Source organism: Flavobacterium collinsii, from assembly GCF_902804485.1.
In the GTDB taxonomy this organism is placed as follows: domain Bacteria; phylum Bacteroidota; class Bacteroidia; order Flavobacteriales; family Flavobacteriaceae; genus Flavobacterium; species Flavobacterium collinsii.
The window spans coordinates 23,465-47,050 of record NZ_CADCST010000054.1 but is presented as its reverse complement, the minus strand read 5'-3'; the positions used below and the strand labels follow the sequence as shown (position 1 = coordinate 47,050).

Genomic DNA, 23,586 nt, shown 5'->3' with positions numbered 1-23,586 from the left:
AGTTTGAAAGTTAAATGATTTTACTTTTGAAGTTTTTTTGTCTTTTAATCTTTTTTACCGAATAAATTTTTGACGAAGGTATTAATATTTTTTTGTAGGAAAAAGAACGATTTGGTTGTTATGGAATAGAATTGTAAGGAAATGTCTTTTGAAAAAATAGAAAGAGAATTAGATAGGGTGAATTTATAGGGTTAAAAAAAGTCTTTTTTATTAAAAACGAGACATTTGTTCATTTAACATCCCTTTAGTTTTAATCGTTAAAAAGCAAACTAAAAAAAAATACTATCTTTACCGATCAAACGTTTATGAACTTAAGTCGCGTTTTTGCGACACTACATATATAATTATGGCATGTACAAGTTGTTCAACCTCAGATGGTGGTGCACCAAAAGGTTGTAAAAATAATGGGACTTGCGGCACCGATAGCTGCAATAAATTGACGGTTTTTGACTGGCTCGCAAACATGAGTCCGTCCAATGGAGAGGCGATTTTTGATTGTGTTGAGGTTCGTTTTAAAAACGGGCGTAAAGAATTTTTTAGAAATTCAGAAAAATTAACTTTAAGTATTGGTGACATAGTAGCAACTGTTGCTTCACCGGGACATGATATTGGAATTGTGACTTTGACAGGCGAATTGGTAAAAATTCAAATGAAGAAAAAAGGAGTAAATCCTGAGAGTAATGAAGTTCCTAAAATTTACAGAAAAGCTTCTCAAAAAGATATTGATATCTGGTCTGTAGCGCGTGACCGTGAAGAACCAATGAAAGTTCGTGCCCGTGAATTGGCGATTCAGCATAAGCTGGAAATGAAAATTTCGGATATTGAGTTTCAGGGAGACGGATCAAAAGCTACATTTTATTACACGGCTAATGACAGGGTCGATTTTAGACTTCTGATTAAAGATTTTGCTAAAGAATTTAGCACCAGAGTCGAGATGAAACAAGTAGGTTTCCGTCAGGAAGCTGCTCGTTTGGGTGGAATTGGTTCTTGCGGACGTGAACTTTGTTGTTCAACCTGGCTAACTGATTTTAGAAGTGTAAATACATCAGCGGCACGTTACCAACAGCTTTCACTGAATCCTCAGAAGCTGGCAGGACAATGCGGGAAATTAAAGTGTTGTTTGAATTATGAGTTAGATACGTATATGGATGCGCTGAAAGATTTCCCGGATTACGACACTAAATTAGTGACTGAAAAAGGAGATGCTATTTGCCAGAAACAAGATATTTTTAAAGGGTTAATGTGGTTTGCTTACACCAATAATTTCGCAAACTGGCATGTTTTAAAAATCGATCAGGTAAAAGAAATTATTGCCGAGAACAAACAAAAAAACAAAGTGTCTTCATTGGAAGATTTTGCTATTGAAGTGACTTCAGAACCTGAAAAAGACTTTAATAACGCAATGGGGCAGGAGAGTCTAACCCGTTTCGATCAGCCAAAAAGAAAGAAAAAGCCAAGTCGTAAACGCAAACCAAATACTGAAAATGCAGTTGTGGCTGCTCCAAACAAGCCGCATCAAGCAAATAACAACACAAACAAGCCGGCTGGTGGTAATCCGAATAAATCGAATAAACCACAAAACAAGCAAAATCAATCGAACAAACCCAATAATTCGAATGATAAGAAACCAGCTGAGCCAAGAAAACCTATAATTATTACTAAAAATGAGAATAAAAAGTAGCGGGATTCTTCTTTTGGCAGCAATACTACTTTTTTCCTGCGATAAAAAAAGAGTATTTGATGAATACAAATCTGTTGGAAGTGCGTGGCACAAAGACAGCATTGTAACATTCGATTTGCCGGTTTTAGATTCTACCAAAAAATACAATTTGTTTGTAAATTTGAGAGACAATAACAACTATCCGTTCAATAATTTGTTTCTGATTGTGGCTATTGAAACACCAAGCGGTTTCACCAAAGTAGATACTTTAGAGTACCAAATGGCAAATCCGGACGGTACCTTGTTAGGAAATGGTTTTACTGATATTAAAGAAAGTAAACTGTTTTACAAAGAAGACGTAAAGTTTAAAGGAAAATACAAAGTACATATCAAACAGGCCGTGAGAGAATCAGGTAAAATCCCTGGTGTTCAGGCTTTAGAAGGTATTACAGACGTTGGTTTTAGAATAGAACAAAAAGATTAGAAAAATAGTTATGGCTGCTAAGAAAAACAATCAATCCAATAGCGTTAAAGATATTAATTACTACAAAAAGAAGTTCTGGAGAATTTTTGCCTATAGTTTATTAGGAGTTCTTGCCTTCTTTTTATTTGCCTCATGGGGCTTATTTGGTTCAATGCCTTCTTTTGAAGATCTGGAAAATCCGGATTCCAATTTAGCTACCGAAATCATTTCGTCTGACGGAGTGGTTATTGGTAAATATTTCAAAACCAATAGATCTCAGCTTAAATACTCAGATTTGCCAAAAAGTCTTGTAGAAGCTTTGGTTGCCACCGAAGATGCTCGTTTTTATGAGCATTCAGGAATTGACGGACGTGGAACTTTAAGAGCCGTTTTTAGTTTAGGAACTAATGGTGGAGCGAGTACATTAACACAGCAGCTGGCCAAGCAGTTATTTCATGGAGAGGGGTCTAAATTTCTTCCGTTTAGAATTGTACAAAAAATAAAAGAGTGGATTATCGCCATTCGTCTGGAACGACAATATACCAAAAATGAAATTTTGGCAATGTATTGTAATGTGTATGACTTCGGAAATTACTCTGTTGGAGTAAGTTCGGCAGCGCAAACCTATTTCTCAAAAGATCCAAAAGATTTAACGATGGACGAATCTGCTATTTTAGTCGGAATGTTCAAAAACTCAGGATTATACAATCCGGTTCGTAATCCGGAAGGTGTGAAAAATCGTCGTAACGTAGTGCTTTCTCAAATGGAAAAAGCAAAAATGATTACAACTGCGGAGAAATTGAGATTACAAGCTCTTCCAATTGCTTTAAAATTTAAATTGGAAAGTCACCGTGAAGGAACTGCTACTTATTTCAGAGAATACCTTCGTGATTACATGAAAAAATGGGTTGCAGAGAATAAAAAACCGGACGGTTCGGATTATGATATCTACAAAGACGGTTTGAAAATTTATACCACCATCGATTCAAGAATGCAGCTACATGCTGAGGAAGCTGTTTCTGAACACATGAAAAATCTGCAACAGCAATTTTTTATTGAAATGAAAACCAATAAAAATGCGCCGTTTGTAAACATTACACAAGCAGAAACAGATCGAATCATGATGCAGGCGATGAAAAATTCAACACGCTGGGCGCTCATGAAAGAGATGGATAAAAGCGAAGAGGACATTATTGCTTCATTTAAAGTAAAAACAAAAATGCGTGTGTTTACCTGGAAAGGAGAACGTGATACCGTGATGACACCACTTGATTCTATTCGTTACTTCAAACACTTCCTGCAATCTGGTTTAATGGCGATGGAGCCTCAAACCGGAAACATTAAAGCATGGGTGGGTGGAATTAATTATAAATATTTCCAGTACGATCACGTTGGACAGGGAGCGAGACAGGTAGGATCTACCTTTAAACCTTTTGTTTATGCAACGGCTATTGAGCAATTGAATATGTCTCCATGTGATTCTATTCTTGACGGACCTTTTATGATTCACAAAGGGCGTCATAATGTTACCGCTGACTGGGAACCGAGAAACTCTGATAACAGATACCGCGGAATGGTAACCTTGAAACAAGGTCTGGCCAATTCGATCAATACAGTATCTGCTAAATTGATTGACAGAACAGGCCCTGAAGCTGTAGTAGAACTAACACATAAGTTAGGGGTTAAAACTGAAATCCCTGCTCAGCCATCTATCGCACTTGGTGCTGTAGATATTACAGTAGAAGATATGGTTGCTGCGTATAGTACATTCGCTAATCAGGGAGTATATGTAAAACCACAATTTTTAAGCCGTATTGAAAACAAAAGCGGAGAGGTGATCTATGAGCCAATTCCGGAATCACATGACGTTTTAAATAAAGATATTGCCTTTGCAGTAATCAAATTATTGGAGGGAGTTACTGAAACCGGTTCAGGTGCACGTTTGCGTACACAGGGAGGTGGAAGTGGTGATAACCGTTGGACAGGATATCCATACATGTTCAAAAATCCAATTGCAGGTAAAACAGGAACAACTCAAAATCAGTCTGATGGTTGGTTTATGGGAATGGTTCCGAACCTTGTAACCGGAGTTTGGGTAGGTTGTGAAGATCGTTCGGCACGTTTCAAAAGTTTGACTTACGGACAGGGGGCAACAGCAGCACTGCCAATATGGGGTTACTTTATGAAACTTTGTTATGCAGACGAAGGGCTTCAGATTTCCAAATCAGAATTTGAACGTCCGGCCAATCTTTCTATAAAAGTAGATTGCTATAGTCGACCTGCAGTAGTAAAAGACACTACACAAACAGAACAAAATACAGACGAATTCGAATTGTAACTTTGGTTCTTTTTAAAATAATAAATCCTTTTGTGTTCTTCTAAACCAGGAAGAATACAAAAGGATTTTTCTGTTCATAGAATGTAATTGACGTCAAAGACATCCGGTGGTGAGAGAGATTAATAATATAGTCTTAGATTTTTGTGTGAAACAGAAGGTTGTTTTTAGTTGGTAAAATCAATCATTTTATTTTTTACGAAATCGTTATAATTTAATCTAAAAATCTTATTTTTATCAAAAATATACAGTAATAAAGACAGTTTGTTATGATTACAAAAAAAGTAAATAACGTTCACGATGCTATCAAAGGAATTGAAAGCGGAATGACCATTATGTTTGGCGGTTTCGGTTTATGCGGAATTCCTGAGAATACAATTGCAGCCCTGGTAAATACCTCAATTTCAGATTTAACCTGTATTTCTAATAATGCGGGAGTTGATGATTTTGGTTTGGGATTACTTTTGCAAAAAAAGCAAGTTAAAAAGATGATCTCTTCTTATGTGGGAGAAAACGCTGAGTTTGAGCGTCAGATGCTTTCAGGAGAATTGGAAGTTGAATTGACGCCACAGGGAACTTTAGCCGAGCGCTGTCGTGCCGCACAAGCCGGAATCCCAGCTTTCTTTACACCGGCAGGTTACGGAACTGAAGTTGCCGAAGGTAAAGAAGTTCGTGAATTTAATGGAAAAATGCACATCATGGAGCAGGCTTTTAAAGCAGAGTTTGCCATTGTAAAAGCCTGGAAAGGTGACGAAGCCGGAAATCTGATTTTTAAAGGAACAGCGAGAAATTTTAATGCATGTATGGCAGGAGCGGGTAAAATAACCATTGCCGAAGTCGAAGAATTAGTTCCGGTTGGAACATTAGATCCAAACCAGATCCACATTCCGGGAATTATGGTACAGCGCATCTTTCAGGGAGAAAAATTTGAAAAGAGAATCGAGCAACGCACTGTTAGAAGTAGATAATTGAGATAATTAGAAAATGAGATAATTACTTTCGACTACGCAAAGTTTGATATTGTCTAATTATCTGATTTCCAAATTGACACATTTCCAAATTGACACATTCAAAAAAATGACCAAAGCTTTTTGTATCCTTCTGTTCTCTTTCTTGTCGTTTCAGGCTTTTGCACAGACGACAACTGAGTTGCGCGAGAAATTACGCCAGATTGTTGCAGATAAGCATGCTACAGTGGGAATTGCTATCAAAAGTATTGAAGATAAAGACACTTTGAGTATTAATGGAAACCTAAAGGTTCCTATGATGAGTGTGTTTAAATTTCATATTGCTTTGGCTGTTTTAAACAAAGTGGATGAAGGGAAGCTGTCATTAACGCAGGAAATTTTCATTAAAAAAGAAGATTTACACCCGGATAGCTGGAGTCCGATGAGGGAAGATTTTCCCGATGGAAACAGGAGTTTAACGCTGGATAAATTGTTGCGGTATACGGTTTCGCATAGCGATAATAACGGATGTGACATTCTGATTGATTTATTGGGTGGAACAAAGACAGTACAAAAATTCATAAACAAGCAGGGGATTAAAGATTTTGTTGTTAAAGTTAATGAGGAGCAAATGAAAACTTGGGAGAATCTTTATCTGAATACTACAACCCCATGGGGAACAACGGTATTACTTGAAAAATTCTTTAAAGGTGAAATTCTAAAGGAAGCCACAACAAAGTATTTGTATCAGATCATGGTCGAAACTTCGAGAGGGCTTACATGGATGAAAGCAGGATTGCCTGAAAATGCGGAGTTGGCACACAGAACCGGAATGTCCGGGACCAACGATGCTAATTTACGGGTTGCAATGAACGATGTAGGGATTGTTAAACTTCCGAATGGGAAGCATTTTGTTCTATCGGTTTATTTAACGAACATTACAGAATCTCAGGAAAATACAGAAAAAGTTATTGCAGACATTGCAAAAGTAACCTGGGATTATTTTATAAATAAAAAATAGATAATTGAGATAATGAGACAATTAGATAATTATTGGATTGCGTAAAGAATAACATTATCTAATTTTCACATTAACTAATTTAGTAATTGACACATTCAAAAATATGTTAACAAAAGAAGATATTGCAAGACGTATTGCAAAAGAAGTAAAAGACAGGTATTTTGTGAACCTTGGAATTGGGATTCCAACTCTTGTTGCAAATTATGTGAGAGAAGATATTGCAGTGGAATTTCAAAGTGAAAACGGTGTCCTTGGAATGGGGCCATTTCCCTTTGCCGGAGAAGAAGACGCTGATATCATCAATGCCGGAAAACAAACCATTACAACACTTCCAGGAGCCAGTTTCTTTGATTCGGCTTTTAGTTTTGGAATGATCCGAAGCCAAAAAGTAGATTTGACTATTTTGGGCGCGATGGAGGTTTCTGAAAATGGAGATATCGCAAATTGGAAAATTCCCGGAAAAATGGTGAAAGGAATGGGTGGTGCAATGGATCTGGTTGCTTCTGCCGAAAACATCATCGTTGCCATGATGCATGTAAACAAAGCGGGGGAGTCGAAGATTCTAAAAAAATGTACTTTGCCTTTAACAGGCGTAGGCTGCGTTAAAAAAGTAGTAACCGAGCTTGCAGTTCTGGAAGTAACCAAAAATGGTTTTAAGCTCTTAGAAAGAGCGCCAGGTGTTTCTGTCGAACATATCATTGCATCAACGGAAGCTGATCTGATCATTGAAGGAGAAATTCCGGAGATGGATATAAGATAATTCTGTAATTAAGATAAAATCGCATGAAGGCTAGCTTTTAAAAGGGCTAGCCTTTTTTGTAGGAATAATTTAAGAATGGAGCAGGAGGTTTGTTTTTTGCGCAAAGCCTTGTATTTTCTGACTTTTGTTATGTAATGTATTACAAATCAATAGAATAATTATTTTTTACGGCTATTTTTTGTGAAATAATCACAGTTTGTTAAATAAAAGTGAATTTAAGGTAAAAAGTGTTGCATTTGATCGATTAAAGGCAAATTTCATCGATTATTTAACTTAAATAAAATACTTTTATCTTAAAATAAAGTATTTACTTACGTTTAATATTTTATTTGTAATCATTTAACCAAACTAAATACCACATTATTATGAACAAAAAATTACCAGGAATTATGGCGTCAGCCGTTGTTATTCTTACATTTTCAGTATCGGGATTTGCCCAAAATACAGACAAACGGGTAAGTCAGAAAAGTGTATCGGAAAATGGACAACCTAGCTTAATCACTTTTAGTGATAAATCTACGTACAAGGGAACAGATTACAATACTGTTTTTAGAGAGCAATTGGGGCTAAAAGACAATCAGTCTTTTTCGAAAGTTAGAGTAGAGTCTGACAGAGAGGGTTTTACACACGAAAAGTTCCAGTTGTACGAACAAGGTGTTAAAGTTGAATTTGCCAACTACACCTTACATTCAAAAGACGGAAAATTAGTTTCGATGAACGGAGAATTTTATGCTCTTGAAAATGTAAAAACAACCCCAAAATTATCCAGTAAAGCTGCTTTTGATAGAGCGATTGCCTACACAGGAGCAAAGCAATATTTATGGGAGACCCCGGCAGATGCTGCAGCAATGAACTATGAAAAGCCAAAAGGCGAGTTGGTTTTATTGCCGGCAATGGAAGATCAGGGTGAAAACCGAAAATCAGATAAAGTGAGATTGGCCTATAAATTTGATATTTATGCCACCAATCCGGTAAGCCGTGGTGATCTTTACATCGATGCTGAAACCGGAAAAGTCTTGTTTTTTAATGCTACCATAAAACATCTTGGCGAATACAGCCACGGGAGTAAAGTAAAAGCCGCTAAAGCAAAAGCAATCAGTCAAAATGAAGAGGCTAACGCCAAAAAAGCTTTTGTTGCCGCAAATGCAGCGACACGTTATAGCGGAACACAGGTGATACAAACCACTTTAAGCGGGGCATCTTATATACTTGCCGATGCAACAAGAGGTTTAGGAATAAACACTTACAACATGAAAAAAGGAACCAGTTATACTGCTGCTGTAAATTTTACAGACGTTGATAACAACTGGACAGCTGCCGAGTTTAACAATACCAATAAAGACAATGGTGCATTGGATGCACATTGGGGAGCTGAAAAAACATATGATTACTGGTCAACAGTTCACGGCAGAAATAGCTATGATAACGCGGGTGCCATCATAAAAAGCTATGTGCATTACAGCAATGCCTATGACAATGCCTATTGGAACGGTAGCGTAATGACTTACGGGGACGGTAGCGGAACTTATTTTGATATCTTAACAGCAATTGATGTTGCAGGACACGAAATAGGACATGCCGTTTGTACGTATACGGCAAACTTAGCTTATCAAAAAGAATCCGGAGCGATGAATGAAGCGTTTTCAGATATTTGGGGAGCTTGTATTGAGAATGCAGCTGCGCCAACAAAATCGATCTGGTTAATTGGTGAAGATATCGAAAGAAGATCAGGGCACCTTGCTTTGCGCTCTATGAGTGATCCAAACTCTGAAGGTCAGCCGGACACTTATGGCGGAACGTATTGGATTAATCCAAATTGTACACCAACAAGCAGTAATGATTATTGCGGTGTTCATACCAATTCAGGGGTGTTGAATCACTGGTTTTATATTTTGTCTGTTGGTAAAACAGGGACAAATGATATTGGAAGCGCCTATAATGTAACAGGTATCACAATTGATAAAGCGGCAAAAATTGCATATCGTTTAGAAAGTGTGTATTTGACCGCAAATTCGACTTACGCCAATGCAAGAACTTCAGGGATACAATCAGCGATTGATTTGTATGGTGCTGGTTCGGCAGAAGTTATCGCTACAACTAATGCATTTTATGCAGTAGGAATTGGCGCTGCTTATACAGGCTCTACAGATACTGTTGCGCCAACAGCTCCAACAAGTCTTGCGGCTTCCGGTACAACGGGTTCAACAACTAACTTGACCTGGACCGCTTCAACAGATAATGTTGCCGTTACAGGATATGATATTTACCAGGGAGCAACGCTGAAAGGTTCTTCTACTACAACAAGTTATACCGTTACTGGTTTAACAGCACTTACTGCATATAGCTTTAGTGTAAAAGCCAAAGATGCAGCAGGAAATGTTTCAGCGGCAAGTAATGTTGTAAATGTTACGACTACCGCAGCAACTGTATCGTATTGTGCTTCCCAGGGGAATAGTACTGCAGACGAGAGAATTGGTAAAGTGGTATTCGGAACAATCAATAACACTTCAACAGGAACAACAGGATATGAAAACTATACTGCTATTTCTACAAATGCTTCGAGAGGAACAGCTTATACCATAACAATCACTCCAACTTGGACTTCTACTGTTTACAGTGAAGGATATGCTGTTTTTATCGATTACAATCAGGATGGTGATTTTGCAGATGCAGGTGAAACAGTTTGGACCAAAGCAACATCTACAGGAACTACAGCAACGGGAACCATTACAATTCCTGCTACGGCAACACTTGGAACGACAAGACTGAGAGTTTCTATGAAATACAACGGAATACCAACTTCTTGTGAAACGTTTTCTTATGGACAGGTAGAAGATTATTCGATCAATATCACTGCTTCAGGAGCTATTGTAAATCAGGAAATTGCTGCCGGATTACTTGAAACTAACGAAACTTCAAGATTTGCATTGTATCCAAACCCGGTTGTCGACGAATTAAATGTTTCACTAACAGACAATACAGGATATACGTTTAGAATTACAAATACATTGGGGCAGCAAGTTAGCGCTGGGGAGCTTTCTGCGAATCCAATTGATGTAAGAACTTTGAAAACGGGACTTTACATAATCGAATTAAATAACGGAAATAAACGAATCGTTAAGAAATTCGCTAAGAAATAAAAAATTGTAATTTTAAGGTTGAGAGCCCCGCAATTTTGCGGGGCTTTTTTATGGATGTTCTAAGTGTAATTTCTGAATGTTATGCTTAAACTGGTTTTCGTAAGTTTGTTTATCCAATAATCTAAAAAGATAAAAATGAAATTACGCGTATTGCTTCTTTTGTGTGTGATTGCTTTTAAGAGCTTTTCACAGAATAATGTATTAGTTTTTCAATCAGATTTTGGATTGAAAGACGGAGCCGTATCTGCCATGAAAGGTGTGGCAATGGGAGTTTCGACAGATTTAAAAATATTTGATCTAACCCACGAAATTCCGGCATATAATATTTGGGAGGCCGCTTATCGCTTGTCGCAAACCGCACAATATTATCCCACAGGAACCGTATTCGTATCTGTTTGTGATCCGGGAGTAGGAACCGCAAGACATTCTGTGGTTTTGTTGACAAAGTCGGGACATTACTTTGTGACTCCGGATAATGGAACACTGACTTTAATTGCAGAACAATTAGGGATTGAGGAAATTCGTGAAATCGATGAGGAAAAAAACCGTCGTCAGAATTCAAACGAATCTTATACGTTTCATGGTCGTGATGTGTATGCTTTTACGGGAGCACGCTTAGCTTCTAAAACCATTACTTTTGAAGAAGTAGGGCCTAAATTACCCAACGAAGTTGTTAAAATTGATTACCAGAAATCAATTTTTGAAAAAGGAATCATCAAAGGAGGTATTCCGGTTTTAGATATTCAATATGGAAATGTATGGACGAATATCGATAAAAAAACAGCCTCGAATTTAGATCTGAAAGCAGGAGACATGGTGAAGGTTCAGGTTTTTAATGGAGCTAAAAAAGTATATGAAGGAAAACTTAGGTTAGTAAATACATTTGGGGAAGCTGCAATTGGCGCAGATGTTTGTTATTTTAATAGTCTTTTAAATTTTTCATTGGCGGTCAATCAAGGAAATTTCTCAGAAAAGTATAAAGTCTATAGCGGCGAAAATTGGAATATTCTGCTAAGTAAATAAGGATCAAATAAAAAAACCGCCAACTTAGGCGGTTTTTAACTTTATAAATTTTGCTGTCCGGGAATTTCATAAGAAATAGTAATCAGCTGTAAGCTTTCTGTAAAATCTGGAACTCAATATATTCAGGGCTTATTGCAAGTTGAATGAAGCTCCTAAACTAAAAGTTACCTGATTGTTTAAATGATCAAATACATCATTATTGCTTCCGTATTTTGCGATAGGAAATCCAATTTCGGTGAAAACACCAAATCCGTCAGTAAAGAAATAACGACCGCCAACATGACCACCAAAGTTATGAAGTCCTAAACTTAAACCTGGGTAAATATCCAATTGGTCAACACCGATAACACTGCTCAAATTAGCATTAATTCTGGCTTTAGCATCAAAACGGTCGCTAAAATCCGGTTTTAAATCGGTATATGGAGTTGGATTGTTGTGATAGAAACCATTAAAGTTATCTACTCCTAATAAATAATTTGCTACAAAGCCAAAAGAGAAGTTTTCTCCAAGACCAAAATCTACTGAACCCTGAATTCCGGAACCACCATCTTGTATGTTAGCACCAACATTTACTCTAATATCTCCTTTTCCTTTAAAAGCCTGTTGTGCTTGCGTGAATCCAAATGATACTAAAAACAAAAGTGTAATTACCTTTTTCATAAATATAAATTTTAATTATTTTTAAAGTGCAAAAATAGCTTTTTTAGGGATTAATTCCTGCCTTTTTCAGAAGAATACAATTCGTTTAAGGGTTCGCTTTGCCAGAATTCTTTGGTATCAACATTCAAAATAGTCAGTGGACCTTTAAAAGCAGCACCGGTATCGACGTTCCAGACGTTTGCTTTTTGAACCGGTATGGTTTCTCCAATTCGGGTAACCGGAGTATGCCCAATATAGATTTCCTTATACAACGTAAAACGTTTAGGATAAAGTGCGTGATCGCTTTTTAAATTAGGATCTAAGGACAGCGCCATTTCCCAAAGTGTTCTGTCCCAATAGAATAATTTTGGAAAAAACTCATGTTTTACTCCGTTTAGATTGGTGAAACCTGCGTGAACAAACAATCTGTTTTGATCGTCAAGGTAATAATCTTCCAACGATTCCAGAAAAGCAATGTGGAGCTGCTTCTTTTCCGGGCTCAATTTTTCGTAGGCCAGAACAGTTGCTTCTCCACCGTGTTTGAACCATAAGGTTTCGTCAACATCTTCGGTTTTGTTTTTAAACCAGGATAAAAGTAGTTCGTCGTGATTTCCTCTAATGCAAACACAGTTTTGTTTGCTCTTTAAGTCCATTAAATATTCAATTACTTGAGGAGATTGGCTCCATCCGTCAACATAATCGCCTAAAAATATAAGAGTATCTTGTGTGGTAACTTGGGCTCTTTTCATCACCTGTTCAAGTGCGAGTAAACCGCCGTGTATGTCGCCTATAACAAATGTTCGCATTTTAATTCTTTAATGTAGAATCACAAAAATAAAGAAAATGATTCGTTTGAGACCATTAACTTAAGAATCTTTAATGGAGATCATTTGTAAAGAGGATAGCTAGAACTGTCATATAGCGGAGGATCACTTGAAGAGATGTGAAAAGTGAAAAGTGAGATGAACTTTAGAAGTTATTCGGGCGTTTTTTTATGATTATTTTCGACTCTTTGTGTCTCTTTCCTATTTAAATTTGTAGCATGTCCGAAACCACTACATATCGAAAAATCATTCATATCGACATGGATGCGTTTTATGCTTCGGTAGAGCAGATGGATAATCCGGCTTTACGCGGAAAACCCGTCGCTGTTGGTGGATCAGAGAATAGAGGTGTCGTTTCGGCGGCAAGTTATGAAGCCAGAAAATTTGGTGTGCGAAGTGCGATAAGCGGAGTTTTGGCCAAAAAGTATTGTCCGGAAATTATCTTTGTCCGTCCTCGTTTTGACCGTTACAAAGAGATTTCAAGTAAAATTCATAAAATATTTCATGATTATACCGATCTGGTTGAGCCTCTCTCTCTTGATGAAGCTTACCTTGATGTAACGCAAAATAAAAAAGGTAATCCAAGTGCAAGTCTGCTTGCACAGGAAATCAGACTGCGGATTTTGAATGAGGTTGGACTCACAGCTTCGGCAGGAATTTCGGTGAATAAATTTGTCGCTAAGATTGCATCAGATGTCAACAAACCAAACGGACAAAAAACGGTTAATCCCGATGAGGTTTTAAGTTTTTTGGAAGAACTGCCTATCCGGAAATTCTATGGTGTTGGAAAAGTGACGACCGAGAAAATGTATCAACTGGGTATTTTTACGGGAGCAGATCTTAAAAGTAAAGAGGTTGAGTTTCTGGAGAAACATTTTGGAAAATCGGGAACCTTTTATTACAATGTGGTTCGGGGAATTCATAACAGTGAGGTAAAAGCGTATCGTGTGACTAAATCGGTTGCTGCGGAGCACACCTTTGATGTTAATTTATCGTCCGAAATTTTTATGTTGGAACAACTCGAAAAGATTGCGACATCTTTAGAGAAGCGATTAAAAAAATATAATATATCCGGGAAGACTGTAACGCTTAAAATCAAATACAGCGATTTTACGCAACAAACCAGAAGTAAAACACTGCCATACTTCATTTCGGATAAAAGTTTGATTTTAGAGACAGTTGAGGAGCTTTTGTATCAGGAACGAATGAAAGATTCGGTTCGATTATTGGGTATTTCGCTGAACAATTTAAATACCGAAGAAAAGAAGGCTGTAGTTGTCCAGCTTAAATTTTCCTTTTAATTACATTAAAGAATAATTAAATTATACAATTTGTTATTTTGTGAGGAATTTTCTCTCTACCTTTGAGAGGAAGAGTACATTAATATTGAATCATTCGCAATGAAAACTAATAAATCAAAAGAAGTTTCTCATCGTAATTCAGTCCCTATTATGGCGTGGGATTTTCATTGTGAACATTTGAAAGAATTAAAGGCTATTCTTGCAGATGTAAAGAAAGTTAATAAAATTTCGAGTCAGTTTACCTGGAATACTAATAATTTGGAAATCGAAGAACGAATTAAGAAAGAAGTTGTTGTCGTTACCGATTTAGACCTGAAGATCATTTTTGCTTCAAACGGAATTAGAAGAATGACAGGTTACAAGGAAGAAGAAGTTTTGGGTAAAACGCCCAAGATGTTTCAGGGACCCGGTACCTCTAAAGTTGTTCTTGAAGAAATTAAAGAGGCTATCCAAAAGCAAATTCCTTTTGAAAAAACGATAGAAAATTATAGAAAAGACGGTCGTACCTATAAGTGTAAAATTAATGCAAGACCTGTTTTTAATTTAAAGGGATACTTGTCACATTTCATTGCTTTTGAAAGTGAAGATTTGGATTAAGAGGTTCTAAGGTTCAGAGGTGCTAATGCTAAGCAATAAAAAAAACCGCCTTTGGGCGGTTTTTTTTATTGCTTAAGAAAACTTAGAACCTAAGTACCTTAGAATCTTAGTCTAAAGATTTTCAAAAAAGTCATTTCCTTTATCATCAGTAATAATAAAAGCCGGGAAATCTTTAACGGTGATTTTACGAACCGCTTCCATTCCTAATTCTTCAAAATCGACTACTTCAACTTTTAAAATGTTATCCTGTGCTAAAATAGCGGCAGGACCACCAATAGATCCCAAATAGAATCCGCCATATTTTTGACAGGCATCTGTCACTTGTTTGGTGCGGTTTCCTTTGGCTAACATAATCATGCTGCCTCCATGTTTTTGAAATTCATCTACATAAACGTCCATACGTCCTGCAGTTGTTGGTCCAAAACTTCCTGAGGCCATTCCTTCCGGAGTTTTTGCAGGTCCGGCATAATAAACCGGATGATTTTTAAAGTATTCCGGCATTGGTTTACCGGCTTCCAGTAATTCCATGATTTTTGCGTGTGCAATATCGCGTGCTACAATCACAGTTCCGTTTAGTTTTAAACGTGTTTTAATTGGATATTGTGTCAACTTAGCTAAAATATCAGCCATTGGCATATCCAGGTCAATTTCAACAGGCGCTTCTAAGTGTGGAGCGGTTTCCGGTAAAAATTGTTTCGGGTTTACTTCTAATTGCTCTACGAAAATTCCGTCTTTTGTTATTTTTCCTTTAATATTTCTGTCTGCTGAACAAGAAACCCCCAATCCAACCGGACAGGAAGCAGCGTGACGAGGCAAACGAATTACACGAACATCATGTGTGAAATATTTTCCACCAAACTGAGCACCAATAGCACTCTCCTGACAGATTTTCTGAACACGCTGTTCCCATTCTAAATCACGGAATGCCTGACCGGCCATATTACCGGAAGTAGGCAGATTATCGTAATAACCGGCAGATGCTTTTTTAACAGCACTTAGATTCGCTTCCGCAGAAGTTCCTCCAATTACTAAAGCCAGGTGATATGGAGGACAAGCCGATGTTCCTAAATCTTTAATTTTTGCGCGAATGAAAGCATCCATGGATTTATCATTCAGTAAAGATTTTGTTTGTTGGTATAAATAGGTTTTATTAGCAGATCCACCGCCTTTTGCCATAAATAAAAACTCATATGAAGTTCCTTTTTTAGCATAAATGTCAATTTGTGCCGGAAGATTCGAACCTGAATTTTTTTCTTCAAACATCGAAATCGGTACTATTTGAGAATAACGCAGGTTGCGTTTTTGGTAAGTATTGAAAATCCCTCTGCTTAACCATTCAGCATCATCAACACCTGTAAAAATACTTTCTCCTTTTTTAGCCATTACGATAGCCGTTCCGGTATCCTGACAGCTTGGTAACTGACCTTCGGCAGCAACCGATGCATTTTGTAACAAATTGTAAGCTACAAAACGATCATTATCTGTCGCTTCGGGATCGTCAAGAATGTTTCTTAGTTTTTGCAAATGTGTGGTTCGCAACATGAACGAAACATCTGTAAGGGCTTCTTCAGCCAATAATTCTAATCCTTTTGGGTCAACGGTTAAAACTTCACGTTGTCCAAATTGCTCTACTTTTACAAAATCAGAGGTGATTTTGCGGTATTGTGTATCATCCTTTAAAATAGGATAAGGGTCCTGGTATATAAAATCAATCATTGCTTTGTTTTTTACAAAGTTAGAAATTATTTACCTAAGAAAGAATTTGAATAAGGCTTGTTTTTACTCCTTTACTTTTGATTGTGGAAATCATCAAAACTCATTTTTTTCTCAAGATAGGTTTGGCCTTCTTTGCTAAGCCGCTGCTTTTTCCATTGATTTCCAATGAAACGAAAAACCAGTGAATCGCAGTATTTAACGGTTCCCATATTCTCATCATTGTCATCGGGTTCAAAGAAAACTGTTCTGCAGTATAAGGAATCCGGCTCCGTTTTTGGAGAAGGATCTACGAATTCAACCGATCCGCCCCAGCCACTGTCAGACATGCTGTACCATTCATGAACCAATTGTAACCTGTTGTTTTTTAAGTAATACAAATAGTTGTTTTGCGTATAACCACAAGCTGGATATCCAAAACGAATTTGTATAAAAGGAGAATTTTGGATGCTTTCCTGACCCAGTCCGTAAATAACACTCCATTCTGATCCTTCGTCAATTCCTTTAATACTAAGTTTTGTATCGGCAGTTTTGGTTTTATTAGAATAAAAATCAAGTTGGTATTTTCCCGTGACAGTACTGTCTTTATCCATTTTTCGATCTAATAGATGCGCTAGTATATAATGATCTTTTGAAGTTTCACCATCGGTATAAACCAAAAGGGTATCCGTTTTTAAGAAGTTTTCTTTAGAAACAAGGAGAGCAGATTTTTTTTCTGAATTTGTTTTGTCCGTTTGAATCTGAGAAACGGGTTTTGGTTTTTGACAGGCGATTAAAAGCGATAAAAGAAAAAGGTATTGTGGCTTCATGGCTAAGAAACTTTGAAAAATTATGAATTAATTAATAGCATTGTTAGACCGTGAATTGAGACCATAAAAGAAAGCAATTTGAACAAAAACAACACCCATTTTCTCGTGTTATCGATATCCATTTTGGATTTTTTATAGTTGTAATCCCATTCAGAATACTTTTTATTCTCTTTTATCAAAAGATAGAAATCTTCCTTTGCTTTGGTATAATCGCGCTCACAAATCTTTTGAAAGTAATGAAAAATAAAACTTAAAAGGAGCATAATAATGAGTGAAATGAAATCTTCTGAAATCATTGAAAATTTTCTTTTTTTATGAATTATGCAATTGTGGTCATATTAAAAAAACCAGCTGGCTACAAAAATCGCGGCAATCACACAAATAAAATCAACCAATAACATTGTCGTAAGCGCATATCGGGTGTTTTTAATGTTTACCGATCCAAAGTAAACGGCAATCACGTAAAATGTAGTTTCGGCACTACATTGGAAAATACTGCTTAAACGACCTGTTAGTGAATCTGCTCCGAAGGTGCTCATCGAATCCAGTAAAAAACCTCTGGAGCCTCCTGAACTGAAAGGTCTAAGTAATGCAACTGGCAATGCATTTATGATTTCAGAACTTACTCCAATGCTGCTAAAGATAAAACCGATTCCGTTACTAATAATTTCAAACAGTCCGCTATTTCTAAAAAGAGAGATGGCAACCAACATTCCAAGAACGTAAGGGAAAATTTTAACTCCGGTTTTCAGACCATTGTTTGCGCCAACGACGAAAGTATCAAACATTGTAGTGTCTTGTGCAGTAAATTTTTTCTCATGAATGAAGGAGAAAATCAATGTGATACCAATAATACCAACTAGCATCAATCCCGAAAGATTCGAAGTGAAATAGTTTTTTCCGATTAAATCTAAATGATTCACGTAGAACAATAGTCCTATAATGGCGGCAATAATGGCCATTAAGGCGAGTACTAATGAAGCGCTTTTGAAGTTTATTTTTTGTCTGATTCCAACAATTAGGAATGCTGCAATGGTTCCGATCAACGAAGTGATGATACAAGGAAGCATAACATCTGCCGGATTAGCTGCATTTGCTGCGGCACGATATCCTATAATTGAGGTTGGAATTAGGGTTAATCCCGAAGCATGCAGACACATAAACATAATTTGGGCATCACTTGCTTTGTCTTTTTCGACATTCAGCTCTTGTAAACTCTCCATTGCTTTCAGTCCAAATGGAGTGGCGGCCGAATCTAAACCAAGAAAGTTAGCGGCAAAGTTTAAGGTCATGTACGATATCGAAGGATGATTCTTGGGAACGGTAGGGAATACTTTGGTAAACATCGGACTTAGGAATCTGGCTAGTTTTTCGGAAGCTCCCGAAATAATTAAAAGCTCCATTAACCCACAGAAAAAGGCCAGGTAGGCAATTAATGGAATGATGATGTCGATCAGGGTACTTTTGCAGGTTGGTAACAAACCGTCTGATTTTTGTACACCGCTGTAAATTTTTACGGTTTTGTTTTTGTAAACATAAGTGGTATCAGGATTTGTTAAGTCCTTGTTTACAATCATAGTTTTATCTTCTTTTAAATCGATGCTGTCTCTTACAAAAGCCGGAATTTGTTCCAGATATTTTTCAGATACCAGAATTGGATCGTCCTTTTGTCCGTTCAAAATAAAATCGAGAGTGTAACTGTTTCCAGTAAACAAGCTCACTACCACAAATAAAATTGAAGACACAAAAATAGCTAACCAAAATCTGCTCAATACCATAATTATATTTTTTTGTAAATGTAATTATTTAACCATAAAACGCGCAAAGATTTTAAAGAGGAAACGATAAGTATTTGATAGAAACAGAATCGGTTTTGTGAAAATTGGAATTATTCGATTAGAATTTTGGTTCCCAAATAATTTTCAAAAGATTTTATACCTTCAAACAACACTGCTTTTTTGTGATCTTCAGTTTCATTAAAAAACTGGGTTTCTATTTTGGTGTGCTCTTTTTTAATGGTACGTTTCCAAGTCCCGATAACTTTACTGTTTTCCATAATTATGGGTTTGAAAATGCCATTGTTCGTAAAAGCTTTCGACTGATGTTCGGGTAGAATGGAAGCTTCACGGGTTTTGTACGAAATTAAAATTTCATCAAATGCCGGTAAAAAATGTACGCTTTCGCGGAAGTTATCTTCAGTAGCGAAGTCATTTTTAAACCAATAGATCTGATTGTCAACGGTTATGGAGTTTAATTGCAATTCAATTGCATTAATGGTTTTTTTGCAGCTCGTAGGAGAGAAACCCGACCACCAGGAAAAATCAAGTAAGGTAGCGGGGCCATGGCTTTCAAAGTAATGAAGCGCTAGTTTCGCCAAACCTTCTTCTGCTGTTAGTTTGGTTTGTGGTTTTGGAACTCTTTCTTCGAGTAAGGCATAGGTCTGTTGTTTTCCTTTCATTTTTCCGTTACAGACTAAACTATCAAGCTCAGCATACATCATAATAGGGCCGGATAAATGATCATGGCCGGAAGTCTTGGTGATATTAAGTTCCTGCATGATTTCTTCACGTGTAAGATGATTGTTTCCTGCCAGTATTTTTTCGATAGCGGCATTAATCTGATCCAATTTTTTGACGTCGTAGCCCAATTTTTTAACGTAGGAAGCTACAATACGTTTAACTTGTGGTCCGGAAACGTCCAGCATCCAGTAAATATCATCGGCAGCAACAAAGTGCCAGGTTGGTCGTAAGATATGAGTTCGGATAATTTGTGCTGAATTAACGGCTTCTTCGATTTCTTTTTCTGAAGCATCGCAACGGGAGCCAACTGCCCATTTTGCCATCGCATAGTCCTGAGCCTGCATTGCGCCTAAGTGCTTTACAATTTCTTTTGGTGAGCTGTCAACCGTCTTATGAAGTTTTTGAGAAATAAGTCGGAGTTGTGCTATTTTTGAATACGTCATTTAAAGCAGAATTACACATGAATAATTTCATCATCAATTAAGAGATCTTCCCGACGCAAACGCAGGAAAATTTGAGCTACAGCAATGGTGTCTTTTTCACAATAGGTTACAATGCGGTCGATGTCTTTCTCTATATAAAAAACATGTGCGACCTGACTGCCGTCGATATCGCCTTTTGGAGAAGGAATTCCCAGGATTTTAGTTAGTAGTTTTAAAGAAGTAAAGTGCTTATAGTCCCCAAATTTCCATAATTCTAAAGTATCTAAATGTGGTATTTCCCAAGGTTTTTTTCCAAATAAATTGAGTTTATCCGGAATTGCAATCTGGTTGATAATCATACGTCGCGCAATAAACGGAATGTCAAATTCTTTAGCATTGTGTCCGCATAATAGGTGTTGCGGTTTATTGAAATGATTGTTGATCAGATTATTGAAATCACGAAGGATTTTTTTTTCATCTCCAAAGAAAGAAGTTACTCTAAAATTTCTGATATCTCCTTTGATGGTAAAATAACCAACCGAAATACAGACAATCTTGCCAAATTCAGCCCAGATTCCCGCACGTTCATAAAACTCTTCGGGAGTAAACTCTTCTTTGCGTTGGTATTGAGTCTTATGGTCCCAAAGGGATTGCATTTCTGCGTCAAGCAAATTAAAATTTTCCTCTTCGGGTACGGTTTCGATATCGAGGAAAAGGATATTGTTAAGATTTATTTTTTCAATCATTATTGTGACGTCTTAGCTTTTTAGACATTTAGATTTATAAAAATACATAAATGATTTTAAAAATAAGAAATAGCTTATGTTTTAAAAGTTGTGATGTCGTTTTTTTGTGATCCATTTTTGTTTAAATACGACGTACCAAAATAAAGTAACGTCTATTTAAGTTTATCAAAAAGCGATTAAAACAAACTTTGCTGTGTGCTAGGATTTTCATGTTCAAGTAGCCATTTCTTGCGTGACAAACCACCTGCATAACCTGTTAAAGAACCATTGGTGCCAATAACACGGTGACAGGGAACCACAATCCACAACGGATTTTTGCCATTTGCGGATGCAACAGCACGAATCGCTTTTACATCACCCAGTTTCTTGGTTTGATCCATGTAGCTGACGGTTTTTCCGAATGGAATTTCCAACAGTGATTTCCATACTTTTTGCTGGAAGTCAGTTCCTTTAGGATTTAGTTTTAAATCGAAATCGGTTCTTCTACCCTCAAAATACTCCTGAAGCTGTAAAACAGCAGCTTGTAAAACGTCGGGAATAGTTGGAGAAACCTCATTTGTTCCGACATCTGAAACTGAGATTACAGCAATACCATCATCATCTCCAACGATTTTGGTGATTCCTAATGGTGAGTTGATATATGCTGTTTCCATAGTTTTTAACCGTAAAAGGGTAAGGGCTTACGCAAAGTTCGTAAAGTTTTTGGTTTGAACGATAAAAGATATAGAGGTAAATTTAAGTTTTGTGCGTTTTACCAGCCGCCTCCGCCACCGCCTCCACCACCTCCACCAGAGCTTCCACCACCAGAACTTCCACTGCTTGATGACGATGAGGTGGTATAAGTTTTACTAAAATGAACCAATGTTCGGTAAGAAAAGCCCGAAGATCCATCGCTGGTTGTTATCCAGTTACTGGTGTAATTTAATTCTTTTAATGCATCTGTAAATTTTAGGTTCCACTCTTTATCAATATCTAAAGCAAAAGCATAGGGAAGATTTTCTTCATAAATACGTATAGTATCGGCATTTTGTTCTACAGGATATTTTAGTAACTGCTGCTTGAATTTTTCAATTTGAGATTTGGTTTTAATTCCCAATTTGGTGTAAGCTCTAATTAAATTTAAATAAATTGTAAATCCGGAAATGATGACCAGTAATACCAATGCATTTAACGCCGAATAACTTTTATCCGCAGTATTTGCAATAAGAAGCGTATAAGTTGCAAGCATTGGGAAAATCAATACAAACAAACACGGCAACGCAATCACAAAGTCACCTCTTATAAATGATTTGACAATAACTTTTATTAACAATACCGTAAGTATTAAAAATATAAAACCAAATATTGCTTCTCCAAATATTGTTCCTTTTGCAATGTAACAATAGCCTAAAAGGACCGCAATTGTAAGAGAGAAACCAAGTAGAATTTGTTTTACATTGGCTCGAAAATAATCTTTAGTATTGTATCGAATTTCAAGAGATTTTTGAAGTTCTGATTGGGCTTCTTTAAAGATTTTATAGACTTTAGAATTTATGGCAAGAGTATTGTTTTCTTTAAATAAAGATTCTAAAACAGCATTTTCTTCGGGAGCCAGATGATTTGTTTTTGTCCCTTTTTTCAAAAAGTATTCAAATCCATCCGCCCAATTTTGTTTTCCGTTGCCGTTGATCTCGATTGCGCCTTTAATAGAGAGGCTAAAAATAGAAACTAAGAGCGTTTTTGTATTTGTATATCTTTCTTTTAAATATTTTATAGAGGAAGGAGAATAGTGTTTCTTTAGATCTTCGAACTCATTATTTTCATTCGCAGGTAAAGGATCTTCTCCATACTTTTTCCAGGAGTAAAAGTAGAATCCAAAGCAGACAAAGATTGCTAATAATGCAATAGCTAGTTTTTCGACAGATAAAAATTCTTCCATTTTAAAGTGAGCCAAGAAAAATGGTTGATGCACAATTCCTTTTGGGAACCCCACTGCAACAGTAAATCCTTCCTCGGCTTTTAAATTTTTAGAAGTAAAATAAACCGAATTTCCAACAATTTTAGCATTGCAATTATTTGCTTTAGAGCCTAAAATTCCTGTGTAACAATGTGTCTGAATTGCATTTGCCCCTTTTGGCAGAATTACTCTTGCGGTAACATTATCAATGTCGAAAACCCAATAGTTACCAGTGACATTCCAATAAACTTCATCAAAATCAGAATAGGAATGAATTTGAGATTCAACTTCATAAGTTAATTGATAAGTGTAAACTCCTTTTGGAAGAAACGAATCTTTAGTACCAATGTAAATTTTAAAATTTTGTAGATTAGATTTAGTGTGATATGGTTCAATTCTTCCATTTTTGGTTACATTCAAAATCGTATAAAAATTATTGAATGGAACTTTTGACGAACTATTTGTCAACGGCAATTCTCTAAAAATGCCATGATCTATTTGTAAGCCTGCAGCATAGACTTTAATTGTTTCAGTTACAATGAGATTTCCGTTTTCCTTAATTAAAATATCCGCATGGAATTGTTTTATTTTTTCGGTTTGTTCCTGCTGATAGGTAGTTGTAGAATCCGTTTGACTAAAACATTGAGATAATGAAAGTAATAAGATACTGAAAGTGAATATAAACCTGAAACGTATTACCATGAAAGAAGTTATTTTGCGAAGTGAAAATA

20 protein-coding genes are annotated in these 23,586 nt (G+C 36.6%); 10 read left to right on the top strand and 10 right to left on the bottom strand.

Going from position 1 to position 23,586, the window contains the following annotated elements; genetic code table 11:
- Positions 1-346: 346 nt before the first annotated feature.
- The 8 genes from FLA105534_RS02390 (at position 347) to FLA105534_RS02355 (ending at position 11,349) form a co-directional block, all read left to right on the top strand.
- Complete coding sequence (locus FLA105534_RS02390; protein WP_173964452.1) at positions 347-1,681, top strand: PSP1 domain-containing protein; 1,335 nt, start codon at positions 347-349, stop codon at positions 1,679-1,681.
- A complete protein-coding gene (locus FLA105534_RS02385) occupies positions 1,665-2,144 on the top strand; it encodes a gliding motility lipoprotein GldH (protein WP_173964451.1) in 480 nt (159 codons plus the stop codon). Before FLA105534_RS02390 ends, FLA105534_RS02385 begins: the two co-directional genes overlap by 17 nt.
- 10 nt (positions 2,145-2,154) lie before the next feature.
- Positions 2,155-4,461 (top strand): penicillin-binding protein 1A, encoded by a 2,307-nt coding sequence (locus tag FLA105534_RS02380; protein ID WP_173964450.1) that lies wholly within the window; start codon positions 2,155-2,157, stop codon positions 4,459-4,461.
- Positions 4,462-4,727: 266 nt separating this feature from the next.
- On the top strand, positions 4,728-5,426 hold the full coding sequence (locus FLA105534_RS02375) for a CoA transferase subunit A (protein WP_173964449.1): 699 nt from the start codon (positions 4,728-4,730) through the stop codon (positions 5,424-5,426).
- A gap of 109 nt (positions 5,427-5,535) precedes the next feature.
- Positions 5,536-6,426 (top strand): class A beta-lactamase, subclass A2, encoded by an 891-nt coding sequence (bla, locus tag FLA105534_RS02370; protein WP_173964448.1) that lies wholly within the window; start codon positions 5,536-5,538, stop codon positions 6,424-6,426.
- A gap of 103 nt (positions 6,427-6,529) precedes the next feature.
- Positions 6,530-7,186, top strand: coding sequence for a CoA transferase subunit B (locus FLA105534_RS02365; RefSeq protein WP_173964447.1), 657 nt, complete (start codon positions 6,530-6,532; stop codon positions 7,184-7,186).
- A 365-nt stretch (positions 7,187-7,551) separates the two neighbouring features.
- Positions 7,552-10,326: a M4 family metallopeptidase gene (locus FLA105534_RS02360; protein ID WP_173964446.1), complete on the top strand. Its 2,775-nt coding sequence runs from the start codon at positions 7,552-7,554 to the stop codon at positions 10,324-10,326.
- A gap of 135 nt (positions 10,327-10,461) precedes the next feature.
- Positions 10,462-11,349: an SAM hydrolase/SAM-dependent halogenase family protein gene (locus FLA105534_RS02355; RefSeq protein ID WP_173964445.1), complete on the top strand. Its 888-nt coding sequence runs from the start codon at positions 10,462-10,464 to the stop codon at positions 11,347-11,349.
- 129 nt (positions 11,350-11,478) lie between these two features.
- Here FLA105534_RS02355 and FLA105534_RS02350 read toward each other — a convergent pair whose 3' ends face one another.
- The gene (locus tag FLA105534_RS02350) at positions 11,479-12,009 is read right to left on the bottom strand and encodes a DUF6646 family protein (protein WP_173964444.1); all 531 of its coding nucleotides are present in this window, start codon (positions 12,007-12,009) and stop codon (positions 11,479-11,481) included.
- A 50-nt stretch (positions 12,010-12,059) separates the two neighbouring features.
- Positions 12,060-12,794, bottom strand: coding sequence for a metallophosphoesterase family protein (locus FLA105534_RS02345; protein WP_173964443.1), 735 nt, complete (start codon positions 12,792-12,794; stop codon positions 12,060-12,062).
- Between the two features lie 236 nt (positions 12,795-13,030).
- On the opposite strand from FLA105534_RS02345, the gene dinB reads away from it, so the two are divergent.
- On the top strand, positions 13,031-14,113 hold the full coding sequence (gene dinB, locus FLA105534_RS02340) for a DNA polymerase IV (protein WP_173964442.1): 1,083 nt from the start codon (positions 13,031-13,033) through the stop codon (positions 14,111-14,113).
- 99 nt (positions 14,114-14,212) lie between these two features.
- A complete protein-coding gene (locus tag FLA105534_RS02335) occupies positions 14,213-14,710 on the top strand; it encodes a PAS domain-containing protein (protein ID WP_173964441.1) in 498 nt (165 codons plus the stop codon).
- A gap of 111 nt (positions 14,711-14,821) precedes the next feature.
- Here the strand turns inward: FLA105534_RS02335 and FLA105534_RS02330 are convergent, their stop codons facing one another.
- The 8 genes from FLA105534_RS02330 to FLA105534_RS02295 form a co-directional block, all read right to left on the bottom strand.
- Positions 14,822-16,426 carry a fumarate hydratase gene (locus FLA105534_RS02330; RefSeq protein WP_173964440.1) on the bottom strand — a complete coding sequence of 535 codons (1,605 nt, stop codon included), beginning with the start codon at positions 16,424-16,426 and terminating at the stop codon, positions 14,822-14,824.
- A gap of 71 nt (positions 16,427-16,497) precedes the next feature.
- Positions 16,498-17,232, bottom strand: a complete 735-nt coding sequence (locus FLA105534_RS02325; RefSeq protein WP_173964439.1) for a hypothetical protein — start codon at positions 17,230-17,232, stop codon at positions 16,498-16,500.
- A 20-nt stretch (positions 17,233-17,252) separates the two neighbouring features.
- Complete coding sequence (locus FLA105534_RS02320; RefSeq protein WP_173964438.1) at positions 17,253-17,528, bottom strand: hypothetical protein; 276 nt, start codon at positions 17,526-17,528, stop codon at positions 17,253-17,255.
- A 42-nt stretch (positions 17,529-17,570) separates the two neighbouring features.
- A complete protein-coding gene (locus tag FLA105534_RS02315; RefSeq protein ID WP_173964437.1) occupies positions 17,571-19,010 on the bottom strand; it encodes a nucleoside recognition domain-containing protein in 1,440 nt (479 codons plus the stop codon).
- A gap of 110 nt (positions 19,011-19,120) precedes the next feature.
- A complete protein-coding gene (locus tag FLA105534_RS02310; RefSeq protein ID WP_173964436.1) occupies positions 19,121-20,194 on the bottom strand; it encodes a winged helix DNA-binding domain-containing protein in 1,074 nt (357 codons plus the stop codon).
- Between the two features lie 11 nt (positions 20,195-20,205).
- Positions 20,206-20,919, bottom strand: coding sequence for a 3'-5' exonuclease (locus tag FLA105534_RS02305; protein ID WP_173964435.1), 714 nt, complete (start codon positions 20,917-20,919; stop codon positions 20,206-20,208).
- Between the two features lie 176 nt (positions 20,920-21,095).
- On the bottom strand, positions 21,096-21,572 hold the full coding sequence (locus FLA105534_RS02300; protein WP_173964434.1) for a methylated-DNA--[protein]-cysteine S-methyltransferase: 477 nt from the start codon (positions 21,570-21,572) through the stop codon (positions 21,096-21,098).
- Between the two features lie 98 nt (positions 21,573-21,670).
- Entirely contained in the window at positions 21,671-23,557 is a 1,887-nt protein-coding gene (locus tag FLA105534_RS02295; protein WP_173964433.1) for a DUF2207 domain-containing protein, read from the bottom strand.
- Between the last annotated feature and the right edge of the window lie 29 nt (positions 23,558-23,586).

What these genes read in the sequence shown, in the direction of transcription:
- bla (WP_173964448.1), top strand. Translation starts at nt 5,536, where the DNA reads ATGACCAAAGCTTTTTGTATCCTTCTGTTCTCTTTCTTGTCGTTTCAG.
- FLA105534_RS02345 (WP_173964443.1), bottom strand. Translation starts at nt 12,794, where the DNA reads ATGCGAACATTTGTTATAGGCGACATACACGGCGGTTTACTCGCACTT.
- FLA105534_RS02325 (WP_173964439.1), bottom strand. Translation starts at nt 17,232, where the DNA reads ATGAAGCCACAATACCTTTTTCTTTTATCGCTTTTAATCGCCTGTCAA.
- FLA105534_RS02295 (WP_173964433.1), bottom strand. Translation starts at nt 23,557, where the DNA reads ATGGTAATACGTTTCAGGTTTATATTCACTTTCAGTATCTTATTACTT.
- FLA105534_RS02375 (WP_173964449.1), top strand. Translation starts at nt 4,728, where the DNA reads ATGATTACAAAAAAAGTAAATAACGTTCACGATGCTATCAAAGGAATT.
- FLA105534_RS02355 (WP_173964445.1), top strand. Translation starts at nt 10,462, where the DNA reads ATGAAATTACGCGTATTGCTTCTTTTGTGTGTGATTGCTTTTAAGAGC.
- FLA105534_RS02300 (WP_173964434.1), bottom strand. Translation starts at nt 21,572, where the DNA reads ATGGAAACAGCATATATCAACTCACCATTAGGAATCACCAAAATCGTT.
- FLA105534_RS02385 (WP_173964451.1), top strand. Translation starts at nt 1,665, where the DNA reads ATGAGAATAAAAAGTAGCGGGATTCTTCTTTTGGCAGCAATACTACTT.
- FLA105534_RS02305 (WP_173964435.1), bottom strand. Translation starts at nt 20,919, where the DNA reads ATGATTGAAAAAATAAATCTTAACAATATCCTTTTCCTCGATATCGAA.
- FLA105534_RS02360 (WP_173964446.1), top strand. Translation starts at nt 7,552, where the DNA reads ATGAACAAAAAATTACCAGGAATTATGGCGTCAGCCGTTGTTATTCTT.
- FLA105534_RS02310 (WP_173964436.1), bottom strand. Translation starts at nt 20,194, where the DNA reads ATGACGTATTCAAAAATAGCACAACTCCGACTTATTTCTCAAAAACTT.
- FLA105534_RS02390 (WP_173964452.1), top strand. Translation starts at nt 347, where the DNA reads ATGGCATGTACAAGTTGTTCAACCTCAGATGGTGGTGCACCAAAAGGT.
- FLA105534_RS02330 (WP_173964440.1), bottom strand. Translation starts at nt 16,426, where the DNA reads ATGATTGATTTTATATACCAGGACCCTTATCCTATTTTAAAGGATGAT.
- dinB (WP_173964442.1), top strand. Translation starts at nt 13,031, where the DNA reads ATGTCCGAAACCACTACATATCGAAAAATCATTCATATCGACATGGAT.
- FLA105534_RS02335 (WP_173964441.1), top strand. Translation starts at nt 14,213, where the DNA reads ATGAAAACTAATAAATCAAAAGAAGTTTCTCATCGTAATTCAGTCCCT.
- FLA105534_RS02320 (WP_173964438.1), bottom strand. Translation starts at nt 17,528, where the DNA reads ATGATTTCAGAAGATTTCATTTCACTCATTATTATGCTCCTTTTAAGT.
- FLA105534_RS02315 (WP_173964437.1), bottom strand. Translation starts at nt 19,010, where the DNA reads ATGGTATTGAGCAGATTTTGGTTAGCTATTTTTGTGTCTTCAATTTTA.
- FLA105534_RS02365 (WP_173964447.1), top strand. Translation starts at nt 6,530, where the DNA reads ATGTTAACAAAAGAAGATATTGCAAGACGTATTGCAAAAGAAGTAAAA.
- FLA105534_RS02380 (WP_173964450.1), top strand. Translation starts at nt 2,155, where the DNA reads ATGGCTGCTAAGAAAAACAATCAATCCAATAGCGTTAAAGATATTAAT.
- FLA105534_RS02350 (WP_173964444.1), bottom strand. Translation starts at nt 12,009, where the DNA reads ATGAAAAAGGTAATTACACTTTTGTTTTTAGTATCATTTGGATTCACG.